This window comes from Paenibacillus sp. Y280, assembly GCF_056786335.1.
In genome coordinates, this window is the sequence record NZ_JBXCIW010000003.1 from 296,605 (window position 1) to 323,553 (window position 26,949).

The following is a 26,949-nucleotide window of genomic DNA, read 5'->3' on the forward strand; positions in this document are numbered from 1 at the left end:
AAGGATCGTTATGAGCTTCCATGAAGCAGCCATGCGGTCCTTTGTTGCGTCAGGCTTGACATGAAGGTCGCGCGTGGTTTACAACCATATACAGAGGTGATAGGCATGAGCGTGATTCGACTCGAAAACGTAACGAAAAAATATGAGGATACTCTTATTTTTCGCGATATTTATTTTCGTATAAGCAAAGGGGAACGGATCGGTCTCATAGGACGGAACGGTGCCGGTAAATCGACAGTATTTAAGCTCATTCTCGGCAGGGAAGTACCTACGGCGGGAAAAGTAGAGGTAGATCCGCAGGTCAAGGTCAGTTATTTCTCCCAGTTCTCAGAGCTGAGCGGCAGCCGATCTGTTCAGCAGGAAGTTGAGCTGTGCTATGAGCATATTTGGAGCATTGAGCGTGAGCTGGCTGAAATTGGTGAGAAGCTAGGCACGGCTGCCGATGATGGTGAAATGAACCGTTTGCTTGATCGCCAAGCGGAGCTGTTTGAGCAAATGGAGCATCATGATGGCTGGAACGCGGCTGTCGAGATCGATACGGTACTGACTAAGCTTGGGTTCGATGAGCATTCCCGCATGCAGCCGGTCGATCAGCTATCCGGAGGCTGGCGCAACCGTGCCGCATTAGCCAAAATGCTGATTGAGCTGCCTGATGTCGTCCTGCTCGATGAGCCGACGAACTTTTTGGACATAGAAGGATTGACCTGGCTTGAGCAATGGCTGCATCGCTTTAACGGCACGATGGTGCTTATTTCTCATGATCGGCAGTTTATCGACCGGGTGGTTACCCGCACAATTGAAATTGAAAACTATCGTTTTCAAGAATATGAAGGCAATTATACCGATTATATTCGCAAAAAAAAGCTGCGCAAGAAGGAGCTGGACCGGCAGTTTGAATGGGAAGAGGAGCTTCTGCTGATGGAAGCGGAGGAGATCGACAATAAGTCGCAGAGAAAATCCTCCAAAGATCGGCTGTCGCGCAAGCTGGCTGATATGAAGAAGCGTGTAGAGCCCAATCCGGTTAATGTTCTCATAACCGATATTTATGAAAATTTGCGCTTCCCTGACCAGCTGTGCCAAGTGGAAGCGATTAGCAAGAGCTATGGTGAGCGCGGCATTTTCCAAAATGTAAGCTTTGACATTCAGAAGGAGGACCGCATTGCCATAATCGGTTCGAACGGCAGCGGCAAGTCCACGCTCATTAAGGTGCTTACTGGGCAAGAGTTGGCGGATTCGGGTGTGGTACGATTTAGCAAAGGGGTTAATTTCGCTTATTTCAATCGAATGTGGGACGAGCTCGATCAGAAGGATACGGTAAGCCATGCCGTTAACGTTTATGGTCTTGGCCTTGATGCTCCGCGAAAGAAAGTGAATAAATTTCTGTCGATGCTTCAGTTCTCGGAGGCTGATCTTCACAAGGTGATCGGAAGCCTGTCTGGCGGCCAACAGGCACGGGTCGCACTTGCCAAATGTCTGCTGTCGGGTGCGGAGATTATCGTGCTGGATGAGCCTACTAACCATCTTGATCTGACAAGCATCCAGGTCATGGAGCAGGCTTTGATCCATTTTCCCGGGGCCGTCGTTACGGTCAGCCATGACCGGTTCTTCATCGACAAAATCGCGACGAAGCTGCTTACTTTTGAGCAAGGCGGAGAAATTTCACAACAAAATGTATAAGCACAGATGAAGTATAAGCAATAAGAATCCTTATGTTTACCGTTCAACTTAAATAAGAAGTCTACAAGAAGCCAGCCTGCAAAGGTTGGCTTCTTTTGTTTTCCTAATAATGGGATTTAATTGGAATGATGCGCTTTATTAACTGACCGGTGAAGTCATTTTTGAGGTGGCCGCATTCATATACTACGATAGATGCGGATACCGTCGAACTTTGTCCACCACACTTTGCCTGCCGTGAGAGGGGGAGGGAGATGCAATTTTGCTTATCCGAGGAGCTGGAGCTGACAAGGTCGGTCATTCGGGAATTTGCAGAAAGCGAGGTTGCAAAGGGCGCGGAGGAACGGGATGCTAATGAGCTTTTTGATCGATCGCTATTTGGACGGATGGGAGAACTCGGCCTGACTGGCATCCCAATCGGCGAGGCTTATGGCGGTGCTGGAAGTGATTGGCTGACCTATGCCATTGTGCTGGAAGAGCTGTCGCGTGTTTGCGCATCTACGTCAGCTGCGTTAGCTACGCATACCGTCTATGCAGCTTGGCCTATCTTTGCTTTTGGCAACGAGGCAGCCAAACAACTATTTCTTAAAGAGCTGGCAAGCGGTGCTAGGTTTGGAGCATGTGCGCTGCCAATAGCAGATAAGAACAAAGAAAGAGCGGACTACACCATTCTCGCTAGCAAGAGAGGAGGAAGCTGGGAGCTAAACGGCGCACATTCCTTTGCCGTTCAAGCGGAGATCGCAGATCGCTGCGTTCTATTTGCCCAATCACCCTCTGGCTCGGGGAAATCTACGTACAGCGCATTTCTAGTCGAACAGGGTACGCCTGGATTTAAGATCGGAAATAAAGTGCGCAAGCTTGGCTTGCGCTCCTTTATGACCGCGGAAATCCATTTCGAAGAATGTGTCATTTCAGCTGATCATAGAATAGGAAAAGCCGGACAAGGGCAAGAAATAGCTTCCTCGCTGATCGATATCGGCCATATCAGCTCTGCAGCGCAAGCCGTAGGCATTGCGCAGGGGGCGCTGGAGGCCGCCGCAGCCTATGCGAAGGAGCGCAAGCAATTCGGACTGCTGATTGGCAAGCAGCAGGGCATCTCCTTTAAGCTGGCGGACATGTCAGCCAAGATCGAAGCTGCTCGTCTGCTCGCCTATCAGGCAGCATGGCGCAGGGATGAGCAATTAAGCTGCAGCAGAGAAGCGGCGATAGCCCGCAAATTTGCGGCAGAAACGGCGGTTCATGCAGCCATTGAGGCTATACAGATATTTGGCGGCTACGGGTATATGCAGGAATACCGGATGGAACGGTTTTTGAGAGATGCCAAATGCTTGGAAACCGAGGTGGGCACCGGCGGTATGGAGACGGATTTGTTCTACCGCATGCTGACGGAATAGGGAGGCGATTCCACCATGCGTCAAACGGTCATTGTCGGCGGGAAAAGAACGGCATTTGGCAAATTCGGCGGCATGTTCAAGGACGTTAAGGCTGTCGAGCTTGGGGCAGCGTCGATTAAGGCGGCTATAGAATACTGCGGGATAGCTGCCGATGAGGTGGATGGTGTCATCATGGGCATGGTTCTCCAAGCGGGCTGCGGGCAAAATCCAGCTCGGCAGGCTGCAAGACTAGCGGGTATCGGTTGGAGCGTTCCCTCGGAAACAATCAATAAAGTATGTGCCTCCGGGCTGCGGGCCATCACCTTGGCGGATCAAATGATACGCGCCGAAGAGGCCGATACGATTGTGGCTGGCGGTATGGAGAGCATGAGCCAAGCGCCGTTTGCTATTCAGACAGCAAGGTGGGGAAGTCGGCTCGGCCATTCGCAGCTGACGGATCTCTTAATCAACGATGGTCTGCTCTGTCCATTCCACAATGTGCAAATGGCTGTACATGCCAATGCTATCGCAGCAGAATTTGGCATAAGCCGTACCGAGCAGGACGAGTGGGCGTTAAGAAGCCATAATCGTGCGAGCTCGGCTATTCGGAGTCATCTGTTCGATGAGGAAATCATTCCGTACTCGACTCCTGCAAACGCTATTCTCAGTACGGATGAGAGTCCGCGCTCCGATACGGATGGCGAGAAGCTGGCGCAGCTTAAGCCGCTGAACGGTTTCAGCGGTTCGATCACTGCAGGAAATGCTCCCGGCATAAATGACGGGGCCGCAGCTTTGGTATTGATTTCAAATGAAGAGGCGCTGCGAGGCGGATACAAGCCAATTGCCAAAATCATCGCACATAGCGCGATCGGGACGGAAGCTCCTTATCTCGCTACCGCACCCGTCCTCGCCATCGAGAAGCTTTTGCGGAAGACGGGGCTATCGATTACGGACATCGATTTATTTGAAGTAAATGAAGCCTTTGCTTCCGTCATTCCAACATGCGGCAGGCTGCTCGGCTGGGACGCGGAGAAGGTCAACGTAAATGGAGGCGCAATTGCGCTAGGCCACCCGATTGGGGCTAGCGGCGCAAGAATTGTGCTTACATTAATGATTGAATTGCAGCGGCGCGGCGGCGGTCTTGGCATTGCTGCAATTTGCAGCGGAGGCGCACAAGGCGATGCGGTACTGATTCAGGTGGATGGCTGAAACAGAGGTGATTGGGATGGATTTTCGAACAATTACGGTAATAGGCGCGGGGCAAATGGGCAGCGGAATCGCACAGACGCTTGCTCAAAGCGGGCGTCAGGTAACTCTTTACGATATCGACAATTTTGCTGTTAATCGCGGCATTTCCTCAATCGAAGCTTCATTATCTAGACTTGTCTCTAAGGGAAAAATAACCGAGGAGGAGCGAGTGTTGACGCTTGGCAACCTTGCTGCTTCAACGGTAATTGATAGCGCTGCTCTAGCTGAGCTTGTCATTGAAGCTGCGCCAGAGCGTATGGACATGAAGAAAGACTTATTTAATCGGCTGGATCAGATTTGCGCCGCTAATACGATTTTGGCGACCAATACATCTTCCTTATCCATTACCGATATGGCAGCCTCTACGAATCGGCCGCAGCTCGTTATCGGCATGCATTTCATGAATCCAGTTCCCGTGATGCCGCTCGTCGAGATCATTCGAGGGCTAGCGACATCGGATGAAACCTTCAATAGGATAAAAGAGCTTTCAATCGCCATAGGCAAATTGCCTGTAGCGGTAAATGACTTTCCTGGCTTCGTCTCTAACCGCATTTTGATGCCGATGATTAATGAAGCCATTTTCACCGTTTATGAGGGAGTAGCAGAGTTGGAAGCTGTGGACCAAGTGATGAGGCTTGGCATGAATCATCCGATGGGGCCGCTCGCGCTGGCTGATTTCATTGGACTGGATACTTGCTTAGCCATTATGGAAACGCTGCATGATGGGTTTGGCGACTCTAAATATAGACCTTGTCCGCTGCTGCGGAAATATGTGCAGGCCGGCTGGCTGGGATGCAAGACGGGACGCGGTTTTTACATTTACGATTGAAGGCGGGGTTCGTTTTTCGGAAAGGGGTGCAGGGCAGTGGAGCTCCGGTATACGCAGGTACAAGAAGAGCTGCAGAGAGCGGTCCGACATTTTGCGGAGACAGAGATTGCCCCGGTTGTGCCGATGATGGAACAAAACGATGAATTTCCAAGCTTATTGGTGACGAAGATGGCTCAGCACGGATTAATGGGCATTCCCATTCCGAAGATATGGGGCGGCGCTGGCGGCGACTTTATTTCGTATATCGTTGCGATTAACGAGATTTCGAAAGTAAGCGCGACGATAGGCGTCATTTTATCCGTTCATACATCCGTGGGCACGTTCCCGATTTTGCAATACGGCACGCAGGAGCAACTTGCAAAATTTGTGAGCAGGCTTGCGTCTGGCGAGAGCTTAGGCGCTTTCGCTTTAACCGAGCCCCACGCCGGATCGGATGCTTCCTCCATACGAACTTCGGCCGTCCGGGTCGGAGATCATTATATTTTGAACGGGACGAAGGTATTTATTACGAATGCCGGCGCAGCGGACATCTATGTCACCTTTGCGGCAACAGATTCGACTAAGGGCGCTCGCGGTATTACCGCATTTATTATTGAGCGAGATTCGCTCGGACTTACGATTGGCAGAAAAGAAAAGAAGATGGGACTGCATGGCTCCAGCACCTGTGAATTGATTTTTGATCAGATGAAGGTGCCGGTTTCGCAACGGCTTGGTGAGGAAGGAAAAGGATTTGCCATCGCGAAGGGCTCGCTTGACGGCGGTAGAATCGGCATTGGGGCGCAAGCACTCGGCATTGCACAAGCAGCGCTTGAGGTGCTGAATAGTCGATACCATCCGTTCATCGCACAATCAGTGATGAGGCGCGGCAAGCCGCCGCTGCATCTGCATGCTAAACTTGCCGATCTGACCGCTCAGGTAGAAGCGGCGCGACTGCTCGTCTATCATGCTGCATATTTGCGCCAAGAAGGACTCCCTTGTACGAAGGAAGCATCCATTGCAAAAATGTTCGCATCCGATACGGCTGTTGCGGTAACGGGCGCGGCGGTGCAACTGCTCGGAGTAGAGGGCTGTAAGAAGGAGTTGTCAGCAGAAAGGCTCTTTCGCGATGCCAAGGTTACTCAAATTTACGAGGGTACCAACGAAATTCACAGAATCGTAATCAGCGGCCAATTGCTTAAATCATTCAATTTATATTGAAAAGGCGGTGGCAGAATGGGTGTATCCCCGGGGCAGCGTCTACGCGAGGCGCTTATCGACGAAAAGCCCCTGCAAGTCGCTGGCACAATTCATGCCTATTCGGCCATACTGGCGGAACGAGTCGGATTTCGTGCCATATATTTATCTGGCGCAGGCGTCGCAAATGCGTCCTTTGGGCTGCCTGACCTTGGCATCACGACGCTTCACGATTGTTTGGAGGAGGTAAGAAGGATCACGAGCGCAACGGAGCTGCCGCTGCTCGCAGATGTGGATACCGGCTTTGGCGGAGCCTTCCAAATTGCCCGCGCCATCAAGGAAATGAATCGCGCCGGAGCAGCCGGCGTTCATATCGAGGATCAAATTATGGCCAAACGCTGCGGGCACCGCCCTAATAAATCCATCGTCAGCAAGGGGGAGATGGTGGACCGCATCAAAGCTGCCGCAGACGCAAGATCGGACTCGCAGTTTGTCATTATGGCTCGCACGGATGCTCTCGCGGTTGAGGGATTGGAATCCGCGATCGAAAGAGCCTGTGCCTGTGTCGAAGCAGGGGCGGACATGATATTCCCTGAGGCCGTCACTAGGCTTGAAGATTACCAGGCGTTCGCAGACGCTGTAAAGGTTCCCGTCATCGCCAACATTACCGAGTTCGGCCAGACGCCGCTATTCACGATTGAGGAGCTTGAGAAGGCGGGCGTCAGCTTGGCTCTTTATCCGTTATCGGCCTTTCGCGCAATGAACGCAGCTGCTTTGCTCGTTTATGAGACGATCCGGCGCGAGGGGACGCAAAAGAATGTGGTAAGCCATATGCAGACGCGTGCGGAGCTCTATGACTTTCTAGATTATTTCAGCTATGAGAATAAGCTGGATCAGTTATACGGAAGCCGAAAGGAGGAGTCAAGCGATGGCGACTAAAAAACCGGGCGGGCTTGCGGAAGTCATTGCCGGGGTTACAGCGATTTCTACCGTTGGCAAGGAAGGAAAGGGGCTAACTTATCGCGGCTATTCGATTGAAGATCTTGCAGGCTATGGCACTTTTGAGGAAACCGCTTATTTGCTCATTTACGGAAAGCTCCCGGATCATAAGGAATTGCAGCAATATAAGCAAAAGCTGCAGCAGCTGCGTAGTCTGCCGGCTGGCTTGCTCACGATATTGGAACAGCTGCCTGGAAGCACGCATCCGATGGACGTACTCCGTACAGGCGTTTCAGCTCTTGCGGCCTTTGAGCCTGAGACCACGCAGCATAATCAATATGAAATTGCCGATCGTCTGATCGCAAGCTGCGCTTCCGTACTGCTGTACTGGCATCATTACCACAGAAATGGAAGCAGGATCGATACAGCAACGGATAGCGACAGCATTGCCGGACATTTTCTCCAGCTGCTGCATGGGCATAGGTCAAACGAGCTTCACGAGAGGGCGATGGACGTCTCTCTCATCTTGTACGCGGAGCATGAGTTTAACGCTTCCACTTTCGCAGCACGCGTGACGACGTCCACCTTGTCCGATATATACTCGTCAGTTACAACCGGTATCGGCACGCTGCGCGGCAATCTTCACGGCGGCGCAAACGAGGCAGCTATGGAATTAATTGAACAATTCCGAGGCCCAAGCGAAGCCGAAAGCGGTGTTATGCAGCTGCTGATGGACAAAAAATTAATTATGGGCTTTGGTCATCGCGTATATTCGGTCTCCGATCCGAGATCGGATTTGATCAAAACGTGGTCGAAGAAGCTCTCTGAGGCTGCAGGAGATATGACGCTGTATCACATATCGGAGCGAATTGAGCAGATCTTGCAGCAGGAGAAAAAGCTCTTTCCGAATTTGGATTTCTACAGCGCATCGGCATATCGATTAATGGGCATTCCAACTTCCTTGTTCACGCCAATCTTTGTTATCTCGCGTTTGAGCGGCTGGTCTGCGCATATCATTGAGCAGCGGGCCAATAACCGTCTCATTCGACCAAGTGCCGATTACAACGGGCCGGAACAGGAGCCGTGGGCTTCCATTAATGATCGAGCGTAACGAGAAGGGGAGGAGAAGCTGCCCATGTCAACGCCTATCAGCAACAACAGGCCCGATCCCGATCAAGTGCTTGTTGATATCGCAAAATATGCCGCTAATTACTTAATCGATAGCGAAGAAGCATACGAGACAGCTAGATATTGCCTCATGGACACGCTCGGCTGCGGTTTGCTCGCGCTGCGTTATCCGGAGTGCACGAAGCTTCTGGGTCCAATCGTCAAGGGGACATTCGTGCCGAATGGGGCACGCGTACCCGGCACCGATTTCCAGCTTGATCCGATCACTGCCGCATTCAACATTGGCTGCATGATTCGCTGGCTCGACTATAACGATACATGGCTCGCAGCGGAATGGGGCCATCCATCCGATAATTTAGGCGGCATTCTTGCTGTCGCAGATTATATAAGCAGAACGAACATCGCCGAGGGAAAACCACCTTTAACGATGCGCGATGTACTCACTGCGATGATTAAAGCTCATGAAATCCAAGGTATTCTTGCCCTCGAGAATAGCTTCAATCGCGTTGGGCTCGATCATGTAATTCTCGTCAAGGTCGCATCGACGGCAGTTGTGACCGCCATGCTCGGAGGAACGCAGGATGAGATTGTCGCAGCCGTATCGCAGGCTTGGATCGACGGCCATCCGCTTCGCACCTACCGGCATTCGCCTAATACCGGGACGCGAAAGTCATGGGCTGCTGGCGATGCGACAAGCCGGGCTGTTCGGCTTGCGCTCATGGCCGTGCAAGGCGAAATGGGGTATCCTTCCGCGCTGACTGCGCCGGGATGGGGGTTCTATGATGTGCTGTATAAAGGGAGGCCCTTTTCCTTCAAGCGAAGCTTTGATTCGTACGTAATGGAAAATGTACTGTTCAAAATCGCATTTCCAGCAGAATTCCATGGTCAAACGGCAGTCGAATGCGCCATTTCTCTTCACCCTTTAGTTAAGGATAGACTGCATGAAATTGACAAAATCGTTCTCACCACGCATGAGTCAGCGCTGCGCATTATTGATAAGACGGGGCCGCTCCATAATCCGGCGGATCGCGACCATTGCCTGCAATACATGGTTGCAATCGGACTGCTATTCGGCAATTTGACAGCCGATCATTATGAACAAGAGGCTGCGCAAGACCCGCGAATTGATGAGCTCCGCCTTAAGATGATTACGGCCGAGCAACCATCCTATTCGCAGGATTACCTAGACCCCGGTAAACGCTCGATCGCGAATGCGATTCAGCTATTTTTCACGGATGGTACATCCTCGGAGAAGAAAGAGATCGAATATCCGATCGGTCATAGGAGAAGGCGTGTTGAAGCAATCCCGCTTCTGCAGCGCAAATTCGAATCCAATCTGAGAACCCGTTTTCCCGTTAAGCAAACGCAGCATATCATTGAGCAATGCCGGGATCAGCAGACGCTGGAATCGACTCCCGTGAACCGGTTTGTGAACCTGTTTGTCATATGAGTGAATGCCTGCGAGAGCGCAGGTTTTTCTTTTTTTTACAAATATATTTTTGTAGCTATTCTGTAACTTATTGCACCCAGAAAACGTTATATTCTATAGGTAAGACGAATAAAAATATACACCATAAATAAAAGGAGCGTCAGCGCTATGAAAAAAAATGCAATGATCGCGGTTGTTGCGATAGCTTGTCTCACGGCCTTTAGCTTTGCGCCGACGGGAGGCCGTGATTATAAGCCGGTAGAGCAAACGCCGGATTTGGAAACGGGCTATATCGATAGTGTGCAGAAGCAAAATAATCAATACACGCTGTCCATCGATCAAATCGATTGGTACGAGGGCGAGCAAGCTGTCGATAAATTTTTAGAGCTTGAATCGGATTCGGGTCTTGATGGTCCACCGGACGGCTATTACATCATTGATGAAGATGATGCCCTTCATGAATGGCCAATAGCAGATGATGCGAAGGTTCTCATGCAAATCTACAACCGCACAGGTAATGTGAACGAAGCCGATATTGTCTGGAATGAGCCGATTACCGTTGAAAAATTCGTCGAGCTATTGGAAACGGAAGATGACTTGGATATAAAAAGCTTCCCTTATCATATGACCTTAAAGGATGGGGAAATCGTTCAGATCGTGCAGCAATACGTCCCTTAATAATAGGCAAAACCGCAATTCAGTAATCCAAAAAGGGTAAGAAGCCAGCGCTGTTGGCATCTTACCCTTTTTTTCGTACGTAATGATCCTTTAGTCCGCAAAGCCGTGACAAGCACAAAACCATTATGAATGAATCGTTTTGCTTTTATTCGGCTGCAGCCGAAAGCTATGACGTGCAGATTTCAAATGGGGGATTCGAGATTTTGCTGAGGCAAGCGTGGCATTGATCTCACCGCCGAGCATAATGATATTCGAGCTGATATAGAGCCAGATCAATAGAATGATCATGCCTCCCAGGCTGCCGTAAGTTTTCGAATAGTTGCCGAAGCTGTTCATATAAAACTGGAATAGCAGCGATGTCACAATCCAGCCGAAGGTTGCAAAGACAGCACCCGGCAGCACCTCTCTGAAGCTGAGACGCCTGCTTGGTACAATCCAGTAAAGCAAAGTAAACGCGCCGATCATAGCTGCAATAGGAATCACATATTTTAGAACGCTCCATGACCATTGAAAGCCTCCAGGATAACCCAGCCATTCGAACAAATAGTGTCCGATTGCCTTTCCGAAAATAAGCATTACCATGACGAGTACGATCACGACAACTAGAAAAATCGTCGATATGACCGAGATGCCGCGAACCTTCCAGAAAGGACGCTGCTCTTCAATGTCGTATGCCTTGTTCAGCCCTTTAATCATCGCGTTTATGCCGTTTGAAGCCGACCAGATCGTAGCAAACATACCGAATGAGAGAAGCGTCCCGCTGCTGTTATCCACGACCTCCGCCAATATGCCGGTAATCGTATCGCTTGCATCGGAAGGGAGCAGGCGAATCAGCTCTCCTACAACGCTATCCCCTGACAGCTCAATAAAGCTAAGCAGGCTAACCATAAAAATAAGAAACGGAAAAAACGATAATATCAAATAATAGGTCAGCTGTGCGCCTAGCGCAGGAACATCATCCTCGCGAAATCGGCTGTATAGACATTTTATAAACTGCAGCGTTTGAGACATTCGCGTCATACGCAGTCACCATCCTTTTATTTTAAAATTAAACAAAAAGGCAAGATTACTAAACAAGTTGATCGAAAATGTAGGAAAAATCCCCAACCTGTCGAATAAGAATATAGTCAAACATATTTGAAACTAGGGAGTGGACCGATTGTTTTTACATTTTCTACAATCCAAAGAACATAAAGAATCTTTTCTGGAACTCGCGCATCTCGTAGCGAATGCCGATGGTTTTGTCCACAAAAAAGAAAGAGGATACTTGCAATCGTTTATGGAAGAAATGGATTACCAGCAAACCGATTTCAACTTCTCTAATGAGAAGAAGCTTTCGGATATTATCGGCGGCCTGAAGGATGAGCATGTGAAAAAAATCTTTTTCGCAGAAATTTTGCTGCTTATATTTGCGGATGGAGACTACAACGACGATGAGAAAAAAATTACGCATGACATGAAGCAGCTGCTTGGTTTTTCTGATGAAACCTTTGAGACATTGAAGAGCTGGGTCATTCGAATGGATCAATTGAAAATCGAAGGCTTAAAGCTCATCTTGAACCCTTAACCGATGAAGCTGGAGCGATTAATCTCGATGATTTATATGCTGCTGAATAATGAGGTGCTTTCGGCATCCGCTTTGGCAGACAAATACAAAGTGTCTCAACGAACGATCTACCGCGATATCGATGCTATTTGTGCAGCAGGAATTCCTGTCGTATCCTATCAGGGCGTAAATGGCGGGTATGGCATCATCGAATCGTATAAAATGGACAAAAGCTTGCTCGGCTCGTACGATGTGAGCTCGCTCATTACGATTCTTCACAGCATGTCGACCGTCTTCGATGACGAACGCGCTTTGGAAACGATCCATAAGCTGCAAACTCTTCAACACAGTGATGCATCGCCAAGCTTGACGATGGACATTGGAGGGAGCGGAGCCTACAAGGATTCACTCCGTACGCTCAGGGTAGCGATCACGGAATGCCGAATCGTCCGTTTCGAGTATGTCAATGCGCAGAGCGAGAGGAAGGAGCGCTGCGTAGAACCGATCAGCCTGCTGTATAAGTTTGACTCCTGGTATTTATACGGATTTTGCAGAGAACGCAAAGACTATCGTGAATTTAAGCTGCCGCGAATGGCAAATTTGCTTGTCTCAACGGAATACTTTCAGAAGCATAGTCAGCTTCCCGATAGAAATCTCCCCTTTGATCGACAACAGCAAGAAAATAAAATAAATGCGACGCTTCATTTTTCAGTTGAATGCTTGGCACGGGCAATGGACTTCTTCTATAGCGCCGAGAAAAGCTTCAATGATGATGGCACGCTTACCATGACGCTCGAAGTGGATGCATGGTCCGTGAAGCGTTGGCTCATTCCGAGCCTGTTGAGCTTCGGTGACGGCGTTGTTGTCGCTCAGCCGGCTGAGCTTCGAGATATGGTAAAAACGGCAATTGAAGAAATGTTAAAACGGTATACCGAAGTATGACACTCAGCTGTCATACTTTTTTTATTACACTGATAACAAGCTAAATGAAATCAAAAGGAGTGTTTATCAGTGAAGCAAAATCAAAAAAGCAGCCTTTCCATCGTAATCGGAGGCTTGCTGCTCGGAATTCTCATGGCGTCCATGGACAACACGATTGTCGCGACAGCAATGGGCAATATCGTCGGTGAGCTTGGAGGCATGGACAAATTTATTTGGGTCACTTCGGCCTATATGGTTGCAGAGATGGCGGGAATGCCTATTTTCGGCAAGCTGTCTGATATGTATGGGCGCAAGAAGTTTTTCGTATTTGGGATTATCGTATTTATGCTTGGATCGGTATTGTGCGGCCTAGCGGATTCAATAACCGAGCTTGCTATTTTCAGAGCTATACAAGGCATCGGCGGAGGCGCGCTCATTCCGATTGCGTTCACGATCATGTTTGATGCTGTACCCATAGAGAAACGCGGGCAATTAGGCGGACTATTCGGAGCCGTCTTTGGCTTATCGAGTATTTTCGGTCCATTGCTCGGGGCCTATATTACGGACCATATCGCTTGGCAATGGATTTTCTATATTAATCTTCCACTAGGATTGCTCTCCTTCCTGATGGTCACTTTTTTCTACAAGGAATCGCATGAGCATTCCAAGCAGCCTATAGATTGGCTAGGGGCATTTACGCTAATTGGAGCGATTGTCTGTCTCATGTTCGCGCTAGAGCTTGGCGGCAAGCAATTCGCGTGGCAATCGCCAATCATTTTAACCTTATTCGCCGGCTTTGCCGTCCTTCTAATCGCATTTCTTATGGCAGAGAAGAGAGCAGAGGAGCCCATCATCTCATTTGGTCTGTTCAAGAACAGATTGTACACGACAAGTATTCTAGTAGCTCTATTTAGTGGAGCGGCATTTATTGCGGCATCGGTCTACATTCCAATCTTCATTCAAGGAGTGCTTGGCGGCTCTGCTACAAATTCGGGTCTTGTGCTGCTGCCTATGATGGTCGGATCAGTCATTACCGCAACGCTTGGGGGAAGCCTCATGAACAAATTTTCGTACCGAAACATAATGATACCAACACTCGCTATTTTAGCACTCGGGATCGCGCTTGTTGCCACCATCTCCGCTGAAACATCTCGATTGACGGTCACCATCTATATGGTGCTTATCGGTTTAGGCATCGGCGCATCATTCTCCGTACTTAGCAATGCTGCCATTCATGGCTTATCGTACCGCCAGAGAGGAACTGCAGGCGCAACGCTTAATTTTATCCGCTCGCTTGGCATGACCATTGGCATTACAGCGTTTGGTCTCATTCAGAGCCAGTTTTTCACGAATAAAATGACTAAGCTATATTCCGCTGAAGGCAGCGAGGGCGGGGGATTGCCGGAAGGACTTGATTTCAAGGACCCTCATGCGCTGCTTTCTCCGGATACTCGGGCGCTCATTCCATCTGGCCTGCTTGATAGCTTCTCCAGCATGCTCTCAGGCTCAATCGCTTACACTTTTGCCTGGGCAATTGTGCCGGTCGTGCTCGCATTGCTCTCAGCGTTCTTCATGGGTCGCAAGAAGCTTGACGCAACGGCGGAAACAGCCGAATATTCATCCGCGCATTAGAGCATTGTGGTATTAATAGCTGCTTATGCAAGAAACCTTCTTCTTCCAAATGGATGAATGGAGGTTTTTTTGTTTAAATCGCAAACATATTATGTAAAAAATTACTTTTTTATAAACGTCGTTTATGCTATTATTGGGTCTATAAAAAAACTTATGCTGGGGAGATAAAGAAGATGATTAATAGTCAATCAAGCGGGTATAGAAAGCCCATGCAAAAATTAATGCTCACATTTTTCTTTGCACTGCTCGTATCGGTGATTGGGATGTTTATTGGAACGATGCTGCCGAGCGTTGCTCGAATTCCGCTTTTCATTTTGGAGATCGGCCTTATTCTTGCCATCGTATTTCTTCGCAAATCGAAAGCGATCGGCTATTCTCTAATGTACGCATTTATGGTGGTATCGGGAGCTACCTTGCAATTTATTTTAAGCTATTATATCGCCTCGATGGGTACGAGCACTGTCATCCAGACCGTAGCGGTAGCGGTTATCGTCTATGCCGGTCTTGCGATCTATGCAACCTACACGAAAGAGGATTTCAGATTTTTAGGCGGATTTCTGTTCGCATCGTTGATTGGACTTCTCGTAATCGGGCTTATGCAATTTATATTTCCTTTCGATGGGATGATGGAAACGCTATTCGCGGGCTTCGGCTTGCTTATCTTCATCGGTTATACGTTGTATGACTTTAACCGGATGTCCAAGGAAGGGTTCGATGATAGTGATATTCCATTGATGGTTGTGAACATTTATCTGGATTTGGTCAACATCATCATTTTTGCTCTTCGATTCGTAAAATCACTGCTGGATGATTAAGCTCTCAGGCTGAATTCTTTTCACAACGATACAAAAAGGTTAATCTTCTTCCATGAAGATTAACCTTTTTTATTGGTCAAAAGTTTAGCCTGGTTCATTTATTCCTCCATTGTTTCTTGATGGCTGCAGCCTGAGGGATTCTGTTTTTTGGATGAGCCATACCTACCCACTCTACGACTTGAGAATAATCTTCTGAAAAAAGAGACTTTCGGCGTACCATATTCGATAAAATCTCCTCGGCGAATTTTTCTTTCCAATTCCCGCTCACGTTCATTCCATAATTGTTCAGCGACATATTGATCAATCATCATACTCCACATCCTCCTTAGAACCATTCCCGTTTTATTTTTGTGTGGGGTGTTGGTCCTTTTATTATGCAGTCGTTAAAAGGGGATAAAAAGTGTATAATCGTTTTCGTATATTTCCCCTTTTATTTAACCGTACACTCAGACGTTAAGGAGGATTGCCTTTTGTTGACTCATGAACGTTATTTGTTGTTATATTCGAAGTTTGCCGGTGCTGATGGGGCTGGCAAAGCAATAAAGGTGTCATTGGAACAGCTGGCAGACGCCTTGTACTGTTCCTCACGCAACGTGAAGCTGATCCTCCGAAAGCTTGAAGAGGAGGGCTTCATCGAATGGATAGCAGGCCGCGGGCGAGGCAACCGATCACAAATAACCTTCCTGCTTGCAAAAGAAAAAAAGCTGCTTGAGCTAGCGCAGCTTCTTGCAACTAAAGGCGAGTATAAGCAAGCGTTTGAACTTATTGATAGCTATGGAGACGGGACAGCCGCAAGAAGCTTATTCGCGGAATGGTTGAATGGACATTTCGGTTACCGCACGATGCAGCTTAATGATATTGAATCCGACATCCTTCGGCTTCCCGTACATCGACCGATTTTGACGCTCGATCCGAAAGATCTTTATTATTCATTCAGTGCTCATATGATCAAGCAGCTGTTCGACTGCCTCGTCCAATATGACCGTGATGCTTGCAAAGTCGTTCCGTCGCTCGCACATGCGTGGGAGCATGATGGCAGCGGCAAGGTGTGGACCTTTCATCTGCGCAAAGGAGTCATGTTTCACCATGGCAGAGAGCTAATTGCCGAGGATGTCGTATATACACTCAATCGTTTGCACGGAAGCTGCGCTTCCGGATGGTTCGTTCGAACAATCGAACAAGTCGAAGCAATTGGCCAGAGAACGGTAAAAATAAAACTGTCGAATCCAAACTGGCTATTCCCGAGATTTCTCTGTGCACCCGGATTATCCATTGTTCCTCATGAACTGGTGGAACAGGATGAATTATTTTGGACGCGGCCGGTTGGTACGGGACCTTTCCGGTTCACCGATTGGACTGCTGATCGATTCACGATGCAGGCGAATGCAGGCTATTTTCAAGGAAGAGCCCATTTGGACGGCGTCGAAATCGTCATCATGCCAGAGGATACGGTCGTTTATACAAAGAGCTGGGAACAGCTGCTCATTGATCACGATATAAGAGATATCCAGCCGGAACAAGGGTGGAAGAAAATAGTGTCAATTTGCAACGGATGCAGCTTGCTTACATGGAATATGGGGAAGGAAGGTCCACAGCAATCCGCAAATTTCCGGAAAGCGATTGATTTACTCGTAGATCGGACTCAAATGATAAAGGAGCTGGGAGAGGACCGCATTTATCCTGCTCAAGGGTTTCATCCAAATGAGGCTACTTACGAATGGCAGGATCAATGCGAATCCGAGCAAGCAATCGAGCTGCTTAAAGAGTCTGGCTATAACGGAGAGGCAATCCGAATAAGTACTTATGGCATACATGAGCAGGATGGTTTATGGCTTCAGCGCCATTTGTCTGCATTCGGAATTGAGGTTGTTGTACAAGTAGAGACCTGGAAGAGCATCAGAGAGCCTGAAGTTCTTCAAAACGCTGACTGTCTCTTGTTTTGCGTCGTGTTTGCGGAGGATGAGGTGTGCTTAATTGAGCTTTATGAGCAGACAGGCAATTTCCTCAGAGAGCATCTGGACCCTCGCTTGCGTGGCTGGGTGAAAGAGAAGGTTGATTCTGCATTGGCATGCGAACGAGCAGTGGATCGTTGGAATCATCTATTTGAAATCGAAAAGAAGCTGAAGGATGAAACACATGTCCTCTTTTTGCTTCACAAAAAGCTTAACACCTTTTACAATCCAAATATTAAAGGGGTAGGCGTGAACTCCCTTGGCTGGATCGATTTTAAGGATATATGGCTAGAGCGAACCGAAGATGTTTCTCAACTCATCGAGTCGAGTCCTATGGCGAATTTGCAGTAATCAGGTGTAAAACATCTGGAAGAAGGATCAGTCGCGATTTAAGGATGATAATCCATAGAAATTGCAAAAGAAGGAGGGGCATATAGCCGCTCCTTCTTTTGCTTCATTCGTTTATTTGCGATTATTTCCTAGCAGCTGGAGGACAGGTTGACTGTCTAATAATGAGCTCAGGCTGCAGCTTCAAAGGCTCTTGAGAAACAGGAGCGTCTGGGTTTTCCATTCGTTTGAGGAGCAGATCAATAGCATGGCTTCCGATAAGCTCGACCGGTTGACGAACGGTAGTCAGCGCAGGACGGAACTGGTCTGCGAAGAGTTGATCGTCAAAGCCAATTACCGAAAGATCTTGAGGGAGACGGTAGCCCTTATTTTTAAGTGCATCCATAACGCCAAATGCGATCAAATCGTCCGCAACGAATACGGCTGTAGGAAGAGTACCGGATTCGATCCATCGATCGGTTATCTCATAGCCGGAATTAATATCGAAATTACCCTGCTCGATACGTGTTGAAAGCCCCGCCGATTCCATTGCCGATAGGTATCCCCGAATACGCTCCTTACTACTTAGAAACAGCGAAGGCCCGCTTATATGGACGATATCCGTATGTCCTAGATCGATTAGATGCTTAGTTGCCTCATAACCGCCTTGATAATTATCGACTTGAACAGAAGGTGCGGACGAATTTTCCTGTTGATTATCAATCATGACAAATGGAATATTTTTTCGTGTGAGCTCCTCTACATAACGCTCCTCATGAATAGGCGACAGGATAAACATGCCATCCACACGATCCTCCTGAAATATAGCGCTATGAAGATCCGTTTCGTCTTCATTGGATATGAACAAGGCAAGGAGATAGTGGTGACCCTCTAACATATCGTTGATTTCTTTAACAACAGCATCAAGGAAGGAGTCATTCAGCGTTATAATGATAAGGCCGATGACTCCGGTTTTTCCTCTAGCTAGACTTCGGGCGGCAGCATTAGGATGATAATCGAGCTCTTTCATCGCTTGCAGCACCTTATTTCGATTTTTTTCACGCACCGTATCCGCATTATTGATCACTCTTGAGACGGTAACGACTGATAATCCGGATCTGCGTGCCACATCAAAAATACTAACTTTCATCATCGCTTCGCTCCTTGGAACATAACTGCATTGTTCTACCATACCACATTTTGTGGCAAGTTGGCAGTATGCAACGCTTAGGAGCAGTGATGGAATTAATTTCCAGCTAGACTACGCAAAATTGTATTAGCTTCCGCTCTAGTTAAATTCGCATTCGGCATGAATGGCGCGTCTTGCGCTTTAAACAAATGGATTCCAGCAATACCCAATGCTTTGACTGCTGGTTTCGCCCAATCTGGAATAGAGGCGTCATCAGAGAAGCCGGTATTTGATGCTTGCTCCTCAAGCGGCAGCTTTAATGCTGCTGCAACGAGTATCGCCGCTTCAGAACGAGTAACCTCGGTAGAAGGGAGGAAGCTTTCTTTAATCCAACCTTTTAATAGATCAGCTTGAACCAGCTGGGCAACCGATTGCTTGGCCCATGGCGCGATAGATGGATTGTCGTTAAATGCGAGTGCGGCTCCTTCGCCAGACAGCTTCAGCGCATTTGCTGTCATGACAGCGAATTCAGCGCGTTTCACGCCTGCATCCGGTTTGAAGGCACCATTAGGATACCCGGCAGCAATGCCTTCAGATAAAGATTTGATAATATCCTTCTCAGCCCAGTGGCCGGAAATATCAGTAGCTGCGATTCCCGTTGGCGACCACCAGTTGCCTGATACAACAATCATACTGAGCAAGCGGATGGTATTGCCATAGTAATAACGCCATTCTTCTGCTGTAGGATTGACTGCATCCGTATGATAATCCCACAAGTCGTTAAGCCATTGTTGATTAGCAGAGTCGATCATAGCACTGACCATAAATGGTGCGGTGAAATCCATCCCGCCATCCCATTCGCTCAGCTTCGTCTTGCCATCCAACGTGTAGCCCGACCATATTTTATCTGGCGTTTTATGCTTGTCCTTTATGAATTTGTTTAGAACGGATAATTGATTATACGCTCTTTTGCCGCCTGTAAGCAGGTAGTCTGTCGTGATGCGCCAAGGCGTGCGGCAGGAGTTATAGTTATAGGCACCATCAAACTCCGATTCCAAAAAGTGACCGCTTTCCGTATCCCATTTGAATTCGTTGACTGGCTTATATTTTCCGTCTGCTGCATCCTTATAAAGGAAATCCGGCAGAAGACCTGTTTTAGCGCTATAGTTCTCATGCACATCTTTAATAATTCCGTATGTTGTCGAGAGAACCTTATCCCAGCGTGCATCGCCGGTTGCTTTTCCATATTCCTTCATATGCTGAAGCATGAAGTCGGATGGGCGAGTGGAGGGCTTGAAGCTAGGCTCGCTATCCGAGTTCTTCACCCAGTCACCCAATTGGAGGTGAAAATCTTCAGGGTGAACCTCGTTTTCCATAATGGCGTTTATGACCTTGATGCCTTCAGCACGATAATTAATCGCACCTGTGCTTCCCCATTGCTTATCAGCAAGCAATAGGGAGTAGGCAATATCCATATCGCCGTCAATTGCAGAATCCGAGCCGTTGACGTCGATGATCTTGCCACCGCGATCCGCTTGCTGCCAAGCCATTAGATCTGGGTTGAGCTGGCTTGGATGAGCACGGAAATAACGATACATGCCATCGAATATTTTTTTCGCTTCCGGATCAGCACCTGCCATGATCGCAGTAATCAGCATCCCATAGCCATGTGCCTCCGACACGGTTACTGCGTCGTCATTCCAACCGCCATCGTTATACCAAACATAATATTGGCTGGCATCATATGGATTTACTTTCATATATTTTTTCTTCCATTCCTTGTAGAGCAGCTTAACCTCCTTATTCATCTGATTCTGACTGACATGGTTCGGTTTAATCGTACCTTTTGTGTAAGTCATCTGTTGTGGAAAAGGCTTTTGAGGCTTCGATGCTGCGGCAGATCTTTCTTCCGCGAATACTGCTGGCATAGAAGCAAGCAGCAAAACAAGGGACAGGGCAACCGACATTACTGTTCTTAAATGAAAGAATGAATGCGATTTCATGACATAGCTGTTTTTCATAATCCAACACGACCTTTCATTGATAATAGGATCTTAATGTGTAAATCATGTAAATAAAATGACTGTCACTTCTGTATTGTAGGATGACAAAACAGGGATGTCAATTAAAATTAAAGCGCTTAAACTTTTGAGTTTTAATTGTGCAAATGGAAGCCGATTCTAGATGCAAGAAAAGAATGAATTTGAAAATTAACTTTGAACAGAACAATCATTTGATCTGATTTGGAATACTATTTCCCACTTTGTGGGGATACTGAAACAAAACGAACCAGAAAGGGAGATTTCTATGTTTTTCCGTACTAAATATAGATCTCGTCCGAACAGAAACAAGAAGCCGCAGCTTCCTATCTTGCTAACACAGCTCTCCTCCAGCTTAGCTGATAATATTCATGCCTTTAAAGCCTTATATAGCGACTGTTCAGATGTTGTTTTCCGTTCGTTTACCTTTGGAAACAGCACTGAAGCGTGTCTTATTTATATGGATGGCATGTCGAGTATTGCAGAGCTGGACAAAAATGTGCTTACTCCGCTCATGAATGATACCGAAGGGGAAATTTTGTCGCTGACGGAATTGATTAAGAAGAAAATACCTGTCACCGTGGTAAAGAACATCAACAACATTGAAGAATGCATTGAGCATATTTCTATTGGAAATCCGGTCTTGCTTGTGGATGGGTTAAACCAAGGGATTGCACTGGGACTTGCCAAATGGGAAAAACGTTCCATTGAAGAGCCGGTTGCCGAAACGGTCATTAGAGGACCTCGTGATGCATTTACAGAAATGCTGTCAACGAATACAACACTATTGCGCAGAAGAATTAGATCGCCTAAATTCAAAACAAAGAGGCTTGATCTCGGTCGATACACCCAAACCGGAGTCGTTGTGGCCTACATAGAAGGAGTCGCAAAGCCGGCGATCGTTGAAGAAGTATTGTCACGTCTGCAAAAGATCGAAATTGACGGTATCCTTGAGAGCGGATATATTGAAGAGCTGATTGAGGACAACCCAATCTCGCCTTTCCCGCAAATTATGAATACCGAACGACCAGACGTGGCTGTAGCTGGTCTGCTCGAAGGACGGGTCGTCATTTTAGTCGATAATACGCCTTTCGTGCTTGTTGCACCGATCACTTTATTTTCGCTGTTTCAATCAAGCGAGGATTATTACACCCGTTATTTTCTCAGCATTATGATTCGTTGGCTGCGTTATTTATTCGTCATCATTTCACTTCTGCTGCCATCGTTTTATATTGCCGTTCTTACATTCCATCAAGAGATGGTTCCAACGACTCTGCTTGAGAGCATGGCTACGGCCCGGGAGCGTGTACCTTTTCCCGCATTAGTTGAAGCCTTTATTATGGAGATCACATTCGAGGCTCTGAGAGAGGCAGGCTTGCGTTTGCCGAAGCAGGTTGGTGCTGCGGTAAGCATCGTCGGCGCATTAGTAATCGGTCAAGCTGCTGTTGAAGCAGGAATCGTATCTACGCCGATGGTCATTGTCGTTTCCCTCACCGGTATTGCATCGTTTGCTATACCTCGTTATGTTGTCGGAATGGCCTTCAGCATGCTTCGCTTTCCCGTTATGATTTTGGCGGGAACGCTTGGATTGCTTGGACTCATTCTCGGTGTTCTGCTGCTGCTGGTACACTTATGCGGGTTGAAATCGTTCGGCGTACCTTATATGTCACCACTAGGTCCAATGAACGGAAAGCAAATGCATGATGTTCTATTGCGAAAGCCATGGTGGATGCTGCGTAAAGGCCCTAAATTAGGCGGACCGCCAAATGAAAATTTATAAGTAGAAGGTGAGGACCAAATGGTTGAAAAAGGTAAAATAACCGCATTGCAGATGGGCATTATGATGTACCCCACCATTATCGCGACCGCCATTCTCATTGTGCCTGGCATCACAGCGGAGAAGGCTCATCTTGATCTATGGCTTTCACCCATATGGGCGTCGATTGTAGGATGCACAACAGTCTTGGTCATGTGCGCGTTGAATCGAATATATCCGGAAGAGACCATAATCCAATATATTAATCGTATCATCGGCCGTATTCCTGGCAAAGCCATCGCACTTCTCATGCTGGTATTTTATATGCATGTAACAGGGGTGATTATCAAGGAGTACGCAGAGTTTATCTCCGGCCTATTTTTGACGCGTACGCCTCTACTTGTCATTATTTCGAGCCTTACGCTTGTATGCGCATTTGCTGTCAGGTCAGGGATTGAAGTGGTTGCAAGATTGTCGGAGTTAATCGTCCCCATTATCATATTCATTGTTGTGCTTCTCGTCATACTCTTGCTTCCGGACCTTCAAATAAGGAGAATGTTTCCGATGTTTGAGAATGGGATCATGCCTTCCATTAAAGGAGCTTTAGCTCCTATGGGCTGGTTTAGTGAATATGCATTAATCACCTTTATGCTTCCTTTCCTTGTCAATCGAAAGAAAGGGCAGAAGTCTGCCTTGATGTCTATGTTTATCGTTGCTTTTACTTTAGTTTTTGTAAATTTTGTACTCCTGTTCCTCGTAGGCGGAGGTGTTGCCAATATTTTGTATCCATTCATGTCTGCGGTTCGGTATATCAGCATTGCCGATTTCTTCGAGCATGTTGAATCACTCGTTATGGCCATTTGGGTGATGGGTGCCTTTCTTAAAATATCAGTATTTTATTATTCGGTAACACTTGGAACGGCTCAATGGCTAAACTTGTCAAGCATACGAAATGTTGTTTTTCCCGTTGGCTTTTTGCTGGTGCTGTTTACATACTGGATACCGCCGACATTGCCTGGGCTATCACATTATCTTGGTACACAGCTGCCCTATATTTTAATGGGATTCCAAACGGGATTCCCGCTGCTTCTGTTAATTATCACTTCGCTGCGCAGGCGAAGCATGAAGAAAAGGGTTGTGGACCAATGATTCGTATCCTGTATTCCTTGATGATATGCATATGTCTGCTTCTCATTACAGGCTGCTGGGACCGTACAGAAATAAACGATATTACATTGATTGAAGGAATCGCGATTGATAAAAATAAAGGACGCTGGATGATTAGCGCTCAAATTAACATCCCTAAATTGTCGGGAGGCAGTCAAGGTATCAACGGGGACAAAAATGTGGAGAACTTGGTAAGGTACGGCGAGGCAAAAACATTGGCTGAGGCCTTTGTAAGTCTTCAAAACAAGCTGCCTCGCAAAGTGTTTTGGGGGCATACCAAAGTAGTAATCTTTAGTAAAAAAGTAGGGTTGGAAGGTATTCGTGAATGTGTTGATTTCTTGGCTCGCCATCCTCAGCCCAGGCCCAGAGCCTACATCTATATTAGTGAAAGAAAAGCCAAAGAGATTTTAGAAATACATCCAGCATTGGAGCGAAGCACGACAGAGGTACTGAGAGAATTAAGCAAGCAGAAGCAAGGAATAGAGATTACATTGTTGGAATTGGTCGGATTAATGCCGCAGCCTCCGTTCAATTCAGCTATTCCTATCATCGATATGCTGAATGAGGAGGAGAGAAAAAGAGACAACTCCGCCTATACAAAGAGTACGGCTCTTTTCCATAAAGACAAAATGGTCGGAGAGATTAATGACAAGGTAACGCGAGGCGTACAATGGATCCGCAACGAAATTCGCGATGACTTGTTCACAGTTGAGCCTCCAGATGCCGGAGGTGCTCTGATTGTTAGACTCCTAAGGAGCAGTACAAAGCTTAAACCTGCATACGTTAACGGACAATGGAAAATGACGGTGAAAACAAAGGCTCAATTTGATGTAATCCAAAACGGAAGCCATCTAAAAGTTAGCGATCCGAAAATATTGAAGCGTGTGGATAAGGAGTTAAAAAAGGATCTGATCGATCGGATGAATTACGCTCTAAAAGTGGTGCAGAAAGAAAAGAAAATAGATATTTTAGGATTTGCTCAGGAATACCATCGGAGCTTTCCGAAGCAATGGAAGAAGGCCTCTAAGGAATGGGACCAAATATTTCCAACCGTAGACGTTTCCTATGATGTCAAGGTAACGATTCTGAGACAAGGGAAAACAAATGCTCCACAGGGTCTTCCACAGGACGAAGTAATAAAATAATAACGGACCTAACATAAGCGAGCAACAAACCTCCATATCGAGGAAGAGACCATTTTTGCTTTAAGAGAATTTCTTCTCCTTCCTTGCAACTAACAATGAGAATGGACATCCGTTTATCGAAGACGAATGTCCATTTTTTTATGATGCTTTAATTGTTGCAGCTGTTAATGGATTGAATACATGCCTTCACAGCTTTTATTACGATTTCGGGTTCCGTCAATTGAGGGAAATGTCCGCTGTTTGGGGCTATTATTTGAGTTGCTTGATTGCTTAGGCTCAGAAAATCTTTTTGGTTATCCATACGCTGCTTATGTACTTCTGCAGGCATGAACCATTTATGCGGTTGTTTGCCCCCAGTAACGACAACTAAAGGAATATTCGGGAAGGGGTTTGATCGTTGAATTTGCTCGACCGTTTCCTTAACGTGATTTACTTCTTTGAATGCATTCGTTTTTGAGAAAGAATCGAACATGCCGAGCATCTTGTTTATCGTCTGGACGAACCTCCCTTGGTGCTGATTGAGGAGCAGGTCGCTTGGATGGCTGGCTTCCAACAAAACTACGCCCATTACGTCTTCGGAGTAAAGTCTTGCGAATAAATTGGCATAATAGCCGCCTAAGGAGTGACCGACTAATAGGTAGGGCGGCTTTATTTGCAAAGCATTTAACATTTCCTTTAAAGATTCAACAATAGCGATTCCGTGCTGAGGCCCAGATGGCTTATCGCTGCCGCCGATTCCGAATCGATTATAGGCAACAACTGAGCTGACCTCTGCAAGCTTAGGCATAATTTTATACCAGCCTTCCAGCGGCCCTCCACCTCCATTGATCAAAATAATAGGAGGACCGCCATTTCCGGTCGTTATGTATTCCAATTGGCCGCTTTGAACTCGAATTTTTTGTTTACGTTGTAATCCTTGCACATCCAATCCTCCTCTGTATCCACTACGTTTCTAATAAAATTTCGCCAGTTCGCGTCAGATCATAGCCTGAAATCGTTTGAAGCTCCTTCTTGAAATCATCGGATCTGAGAATATGGAGCAAGGACTGAATCCAAGCTTGATTGCTTGCAGTTTTTAGCATGACGAGATCGTAGCGTTCTTGAATTAATGGAATAAACGTTATATTTCCTACAATAGATGCGGCTTTCTCTATACCGATGCCAACGTCAGCTTCACCGGATGCCACTTTGGAGGCTACGCCAAGATGATTGCTTTGTTCTTGCTCGTATCCGATAAGCTGATTGGACTTTAAGCCATGTAGACGAAGCTGCTCGTCTAGCAAAACGCGTGCGCCGGAGCCTTTCTCTCGATTTGCAATCCGCAAGCCTGGAGTGCCCAAATCAGACCAGCCCTTCAACGATAAAGGATTGCCTTGCTTGACATAGAAGCCTGCATTTCTGGAAAGTAAATGGACGACGATGTAAGAGGAGCCTATAAGCAGCTTTCTAATATAAGGGAGGTTGTACTCGCCTGTATCACCATCGAGAAGATGAGTGCTGACGATGTCGGATTCACCGCGGTACATCGAGATCAGGCTGTCAAGGCTCCCGACATACGCGCGCAGTGGACGTATACCGTCCATCTTTTTTTCCATATACTTCGCTAAAATGTCAAGGCTGAGATCCTGGCCTGTAATAACGAGGGGACGGAGCCCGGTATGGGAAACTTGCGCATGTGATTGTGCAGGAACGTCTGCCATGATTGGACGCTCGTTCATTTGCATGCCTTTGGCGCGCTGTTTGTAGGCTTCTAAATCAGCGGGGTCGACTCGCATCTGTTTGCCTACACGGTATGAGGGCAGCTCGCCTTTTTTTATAAGATCATAAACGGTGAGTTTGGATATTTTCAGCAGCTTGGCAATTTCTTCGGTCGTATACGAGACATCGCTGGACATGATGCTCCTCCTTAATTTCTGTACAAGCCATTTACTATTTTTTTCATTGTACCATATTAGGATGTGTACGTTCGTTAAACGCATTTACAAATAAGATGAACGGTATATAATATATTTAGATATAGTTAATTATAACTAAATATAACTAAGGAGT

Annotated in this window: 23 protein-coding genes; 17 read left to right on the forward strand and 6 right to left on the reverse strand. The window is 47.1% G+C overall.

Annotated elements, in window-relative coordinates; translation table 11 throughout:
* The first annotated feature begins 105 nt into the window (after positions 1-105).
* The 9 genes from AC1TPC_RS05950 (at position 106) to AC1TPC_RS05990 (ending at position 10,471) form a co-directional block, all read left to right on the forward strand.
* The gene (locus tag AC1TPC_RS05950; protein WP_482065926.1) at positions 106-1,677 is read left to right on the forward strand and encodes an ABC-F family ATP-binding cassette domain-containing protein; all 1,572 of its coding nucleotides are present in this window, start codon (positions 106-108) and stop codon (positions 1,675-1,677) included.
* Positions 1,678-1,928: 251 nt separating this feature from the next.
* Complete coding sequence (locus AC1TPC_RS05955; protein ID WP_482065927.1) at positions 1,929-3,068, forward strand: acyl-CoA dehydrogenase family protein; 1,140 nt, start codon at positions 1,929-1,931, stop codon at positions 3,066-3,068.
* A gap of 15 nt (positions 3,069-3,083) precedes the next feature.
* Complete coding sequence (locus AC1TPC_RS05960; RefSeq protein WP_482065928.1) at positions 3,084-4,256, forward strand: acetyl-CoA C-acetyltransferase; 1,173 nt, start codon at positions 3,084-3,086, stop codon at positions 4,254-4,256.
* Positions 4,257-4,272: 16 nt separating this feature from the next.
* Positions 4,273-5,124, forward strand: coding sequence for a 3-hydroxybutyryl-CoA dehydrogenase (locus AC1TPC_RS05965; RefSeq protein WP_482065929.1), 852 nt, complete (start codon positions 4,273-4,275; stop codon positions 5,122-5,124).
* Positions 5,125-5,160: 36 nt separating this feature from the next.
* Positions 5,161-6,321, forward strand: coding sequence for an acyl-CoA dehydrogenase family protein (locus AC1TPC_RS05970; protein ID WP_482065930.1), 1,161 nt, complete (start codon positions 5,161-5,163; stop codon positions 6,319-6,321).
* Positions 6,322-6,336: 15 nt separating this feature from the next.
* Positions 6,337-7,236, forward strand: a complete 900-nt coding sequence (prpB, locus tag AC1TPC_RS05975; RefSeq protein WP_482065931.1) for a methylisocitrate lyase — start codon at positions 6,337-6,339, stop codon at positions 7,234-7,236.
* Entirely contained in the window at positions 7,226-8,347 is a 1,122-nt protein-coding gene (prpC, locus tag AC1TPC_RS05980) for a bifunctional 2-methylcitrate synthase/citrate synthase (RefSeq protein WP_482065932.1), read from the forward strand. Before prpB ends, prpC begins: the two co-directional genes overlap by 11 nt.
* Before the next feature lie 24 nt (positions 8,348-8,371).
* Positions 8,372-9,814, forward strand: coding sequence for a bifunctional 2-methylcitrate dehydratase/aconitate hydratase (locus AC1TPC_RS05985; RefSeq protein WP_482065933.1), 1,443 nt, complete (start codon positions 8,372-8,374; stop codon positions 9,812-9,814).
* A gap of 147 nt (positions 9,815-9,961) precedes the next feature.
* Positions 9,962-10,471 (forward strand): hypothetical protein, encoded by a 510-nt coding sequence (locus AC1TPC_RS05990; RefSeq protein ID WP_482065934.1) that lies wholly within the window; start codon positions 9,962-9,964, stop codon positions 10,469-10,471.
* Between the two features lie 123 nt (positions 10,472-10,594).
* On the opposite strand, the gene AC1TPC_RS05995 is transcribed toward AC1TPC_RS05990, so the two are convergent.
* Entirely contained in the window at positions 10,595-11,491 is an 897-nt protein-coding gene (locus AC1TPC_RS05995) for a YihY/virulence factor BrkB family protein (RefSeq protein WP_482065935.1), read from the reverse strand.
* 139 nt (positions 11,492-11,630) lie between these two features.
* Between AC1TPC_RS05995 and AC1TPC_RS06000 the strand changes: the two genes are divergently transcribed.
* The 4 genes from AC1TPC_RS06000 to AC1TPC_RS06015 all read left to right on the forward strand — a co-directional run bounded on the left by AC1TPC_RS06000 (position 11,631) and on the right by AC1TPC_RS06015 (position 15,385).
* Entirely contained in the window at positions 11,631-12,038 is a 408-nt protein-coding gene (locus AC1TPC_RS06000; protein WP_482065936.1) for a TerB family tellurite resistance protein, read from the forward strand.
* 3 nt (positions 12,039-12,041) lie between these two features.
* Positions 12,042-12,959: a helix-turn-helix transcriptional regulator gene (locus AC1TPC_RS06005; protein ID WP_482065937.1), complete on the forward strand. Its 918-nt coding sequence runs from the start codon at positions 12,042-12,044 to the stop codon at positions 12,957-12,959.
* Positions 12,960-13,028: 69 nt separating this feature from the next.
* Positions 13,029-14,570: an MDR family MFS transporter gene (locus AC1TPC_RS06010; protein WP_482065938.1), complete on the forward strand. Its 1,542-nt coding sequence runs from the start codon at positions 13,029-13,031 to the stop codon at positions 14,568-14,570.
* A gap of 173 nt (positions 14,571-14,743) precedes the next feature.
* A complete protein-coding gene (locus tag AC1TPC_RS06015) occupies positions 14,744-15,385 on the forward strand; it encodes a Bax inhibitor-1/YccA family protein (RefSeq protein ID WP_482065939.1) in 642 nt (213 codons plus the stop codon).
* A gap of 98 nt (positions 15,386-15,483) precedes the next feature.
* Here AC1TPC_RS06015 and AC1TPC_RS06020 read toward each other — a convergent pair whose 3' ends face one another.
* Complete coding sequence (locus AC1TPC_RS06020; protein WP_482065940.1) at positions 15,484-15,696, reverse strand: hypothetical protein; 213 nt, start codon at positions 15,694-15,696, stop codon at positions 15,484-15,486.
* A gap of 159 nt (positions 15,697-15,855) precedes the next feature.
* Between AC1TPC_RS06020 and AC1TPC_RS06025 the strand changes: the two genes are divergently transcribed.
* Positions 15,856-17,688, forward strand: a complete 1,833-nt coding sequence (locus AC1TPC_RS06025; RefSeq protein ID WP_482065941.1) for an ABC transporter substrate-binding protein — start codon at positions 15,856-15,858, stop codon at positions 17,686-17,688.
* 121 nt (positions 17,689-17,809) lie between these two features.
* Here the strand turns inward: AC1TPC_RS06025 and AC1TPC_RS06030 are convergent, their stop codons facing one another.
* Complete coding sequence (locus AC1TPC_RS06030) at positions 17,810-18,817, reverse strand: LacI family DNA-binding transcriptional regulator (RefSeq protein ID WP_482065942.1); 1,008 nt, start codon at positions 18,815-18,817, stop codon at positions 17,810-17,812.
* A gap of 92 nt (positions 18,818-18,909) precedes the next feature.
* Positions 18,910-20,814, reverse strand: coding sequence for a glycosyl hydrolase family 8 (locus tag AC1TPC_RS06035; RefSeq protein ID WP_482065943.1), 1,905 nt, complete (start codon positions 20,812-20,814; stop codon positions 18,910-18,912).
* A gap of 286 nt (positions 20,815-21,100) precedes the next feature.
* Here AC1TPC_RS06035 and AC1TPC_RS06040 point away from each other — a divergent pair, with 286 nt between their 5' ends.
* From AC1TPC_RS06040 to AC1TPC_RS06050, 3 genes are read left to right on the forward strand one after another with little or no spacing between them, the layout of a single operon-like run.
* Positions 21,101-22,612, forward strand: a complete 1,512-nt coding sequence (locus AC1TPC_RS06040) for a spore germination protein (RefSeq protein ID WP_482065944.1) — start codon at positions 21,101-21,103, stop codon at positions 22,610-22,612.
* Positions 22,613-22,630: 18 nt separating this feature from the next.
* The gene (locus AC1TPC_RS06045; RefSeq protein WP_482065945.1) at positions 22,631-23,737 is read left to right on the forward strand and encodes a GerAB/ArcD/ProY family transporter; all 1,107 of its coding nucleotides are present in this window, start codon (positions 22,631-22,633) and stop codon (positions 23,735-23,737) included.
* Positions 23,734-24,900, forward strand: a complete 1,167-nt coding sequence (locus AC1TPC_RS06050) for a Ger(x)C family spore germination protein (RefSeq protein ID WP_482065946.1) — start codon at positions 23,734-23,736, stop codon at positions 24,898-24,900. Before AC1TPC_RS06045 ends, AC1TPC_RS06050 begins: the two co-directional genes overlap by 4 nt.
* A gap of 148 nt (positions 24,901-25,048) precedes the next feature.
* On the opposite strand, the gene AC1TPC_RS06055 is transcribed toward AC1TPC_RS06050, so the two are convergent.
* Together AC1TPC_RS06055 and AC1TPC_RS06060 are read right to left on the reverse strand one after the other, a co-directional pair.
* On the reverse strand, positions 25,049-25,822 hold the full coding sequence (locus AC1TPC_RS06055; protein ID WP_482065947.1) for an alpha/beta fold hydrolase: 774 nt from the start codon (positions 25,820-25,822) through the stop codon (positions 25,049-25,051).
* 22 nt (positions 25,823-25,844) lie between these two features.
* On the reverse strand, positions 25,845-26,795 hold the full coding sequence (locus AC1TPC_RS06060; RefSeq protein ID WP_482065948.1) for a substrate-binding domain-containing protein: 951 nt from the start codon (positions 26,793-26,795) through the stop codon (positions 25,845-25,847).
* Positions 26,796-26,949 lie beyond the last annotated feature (154 nt).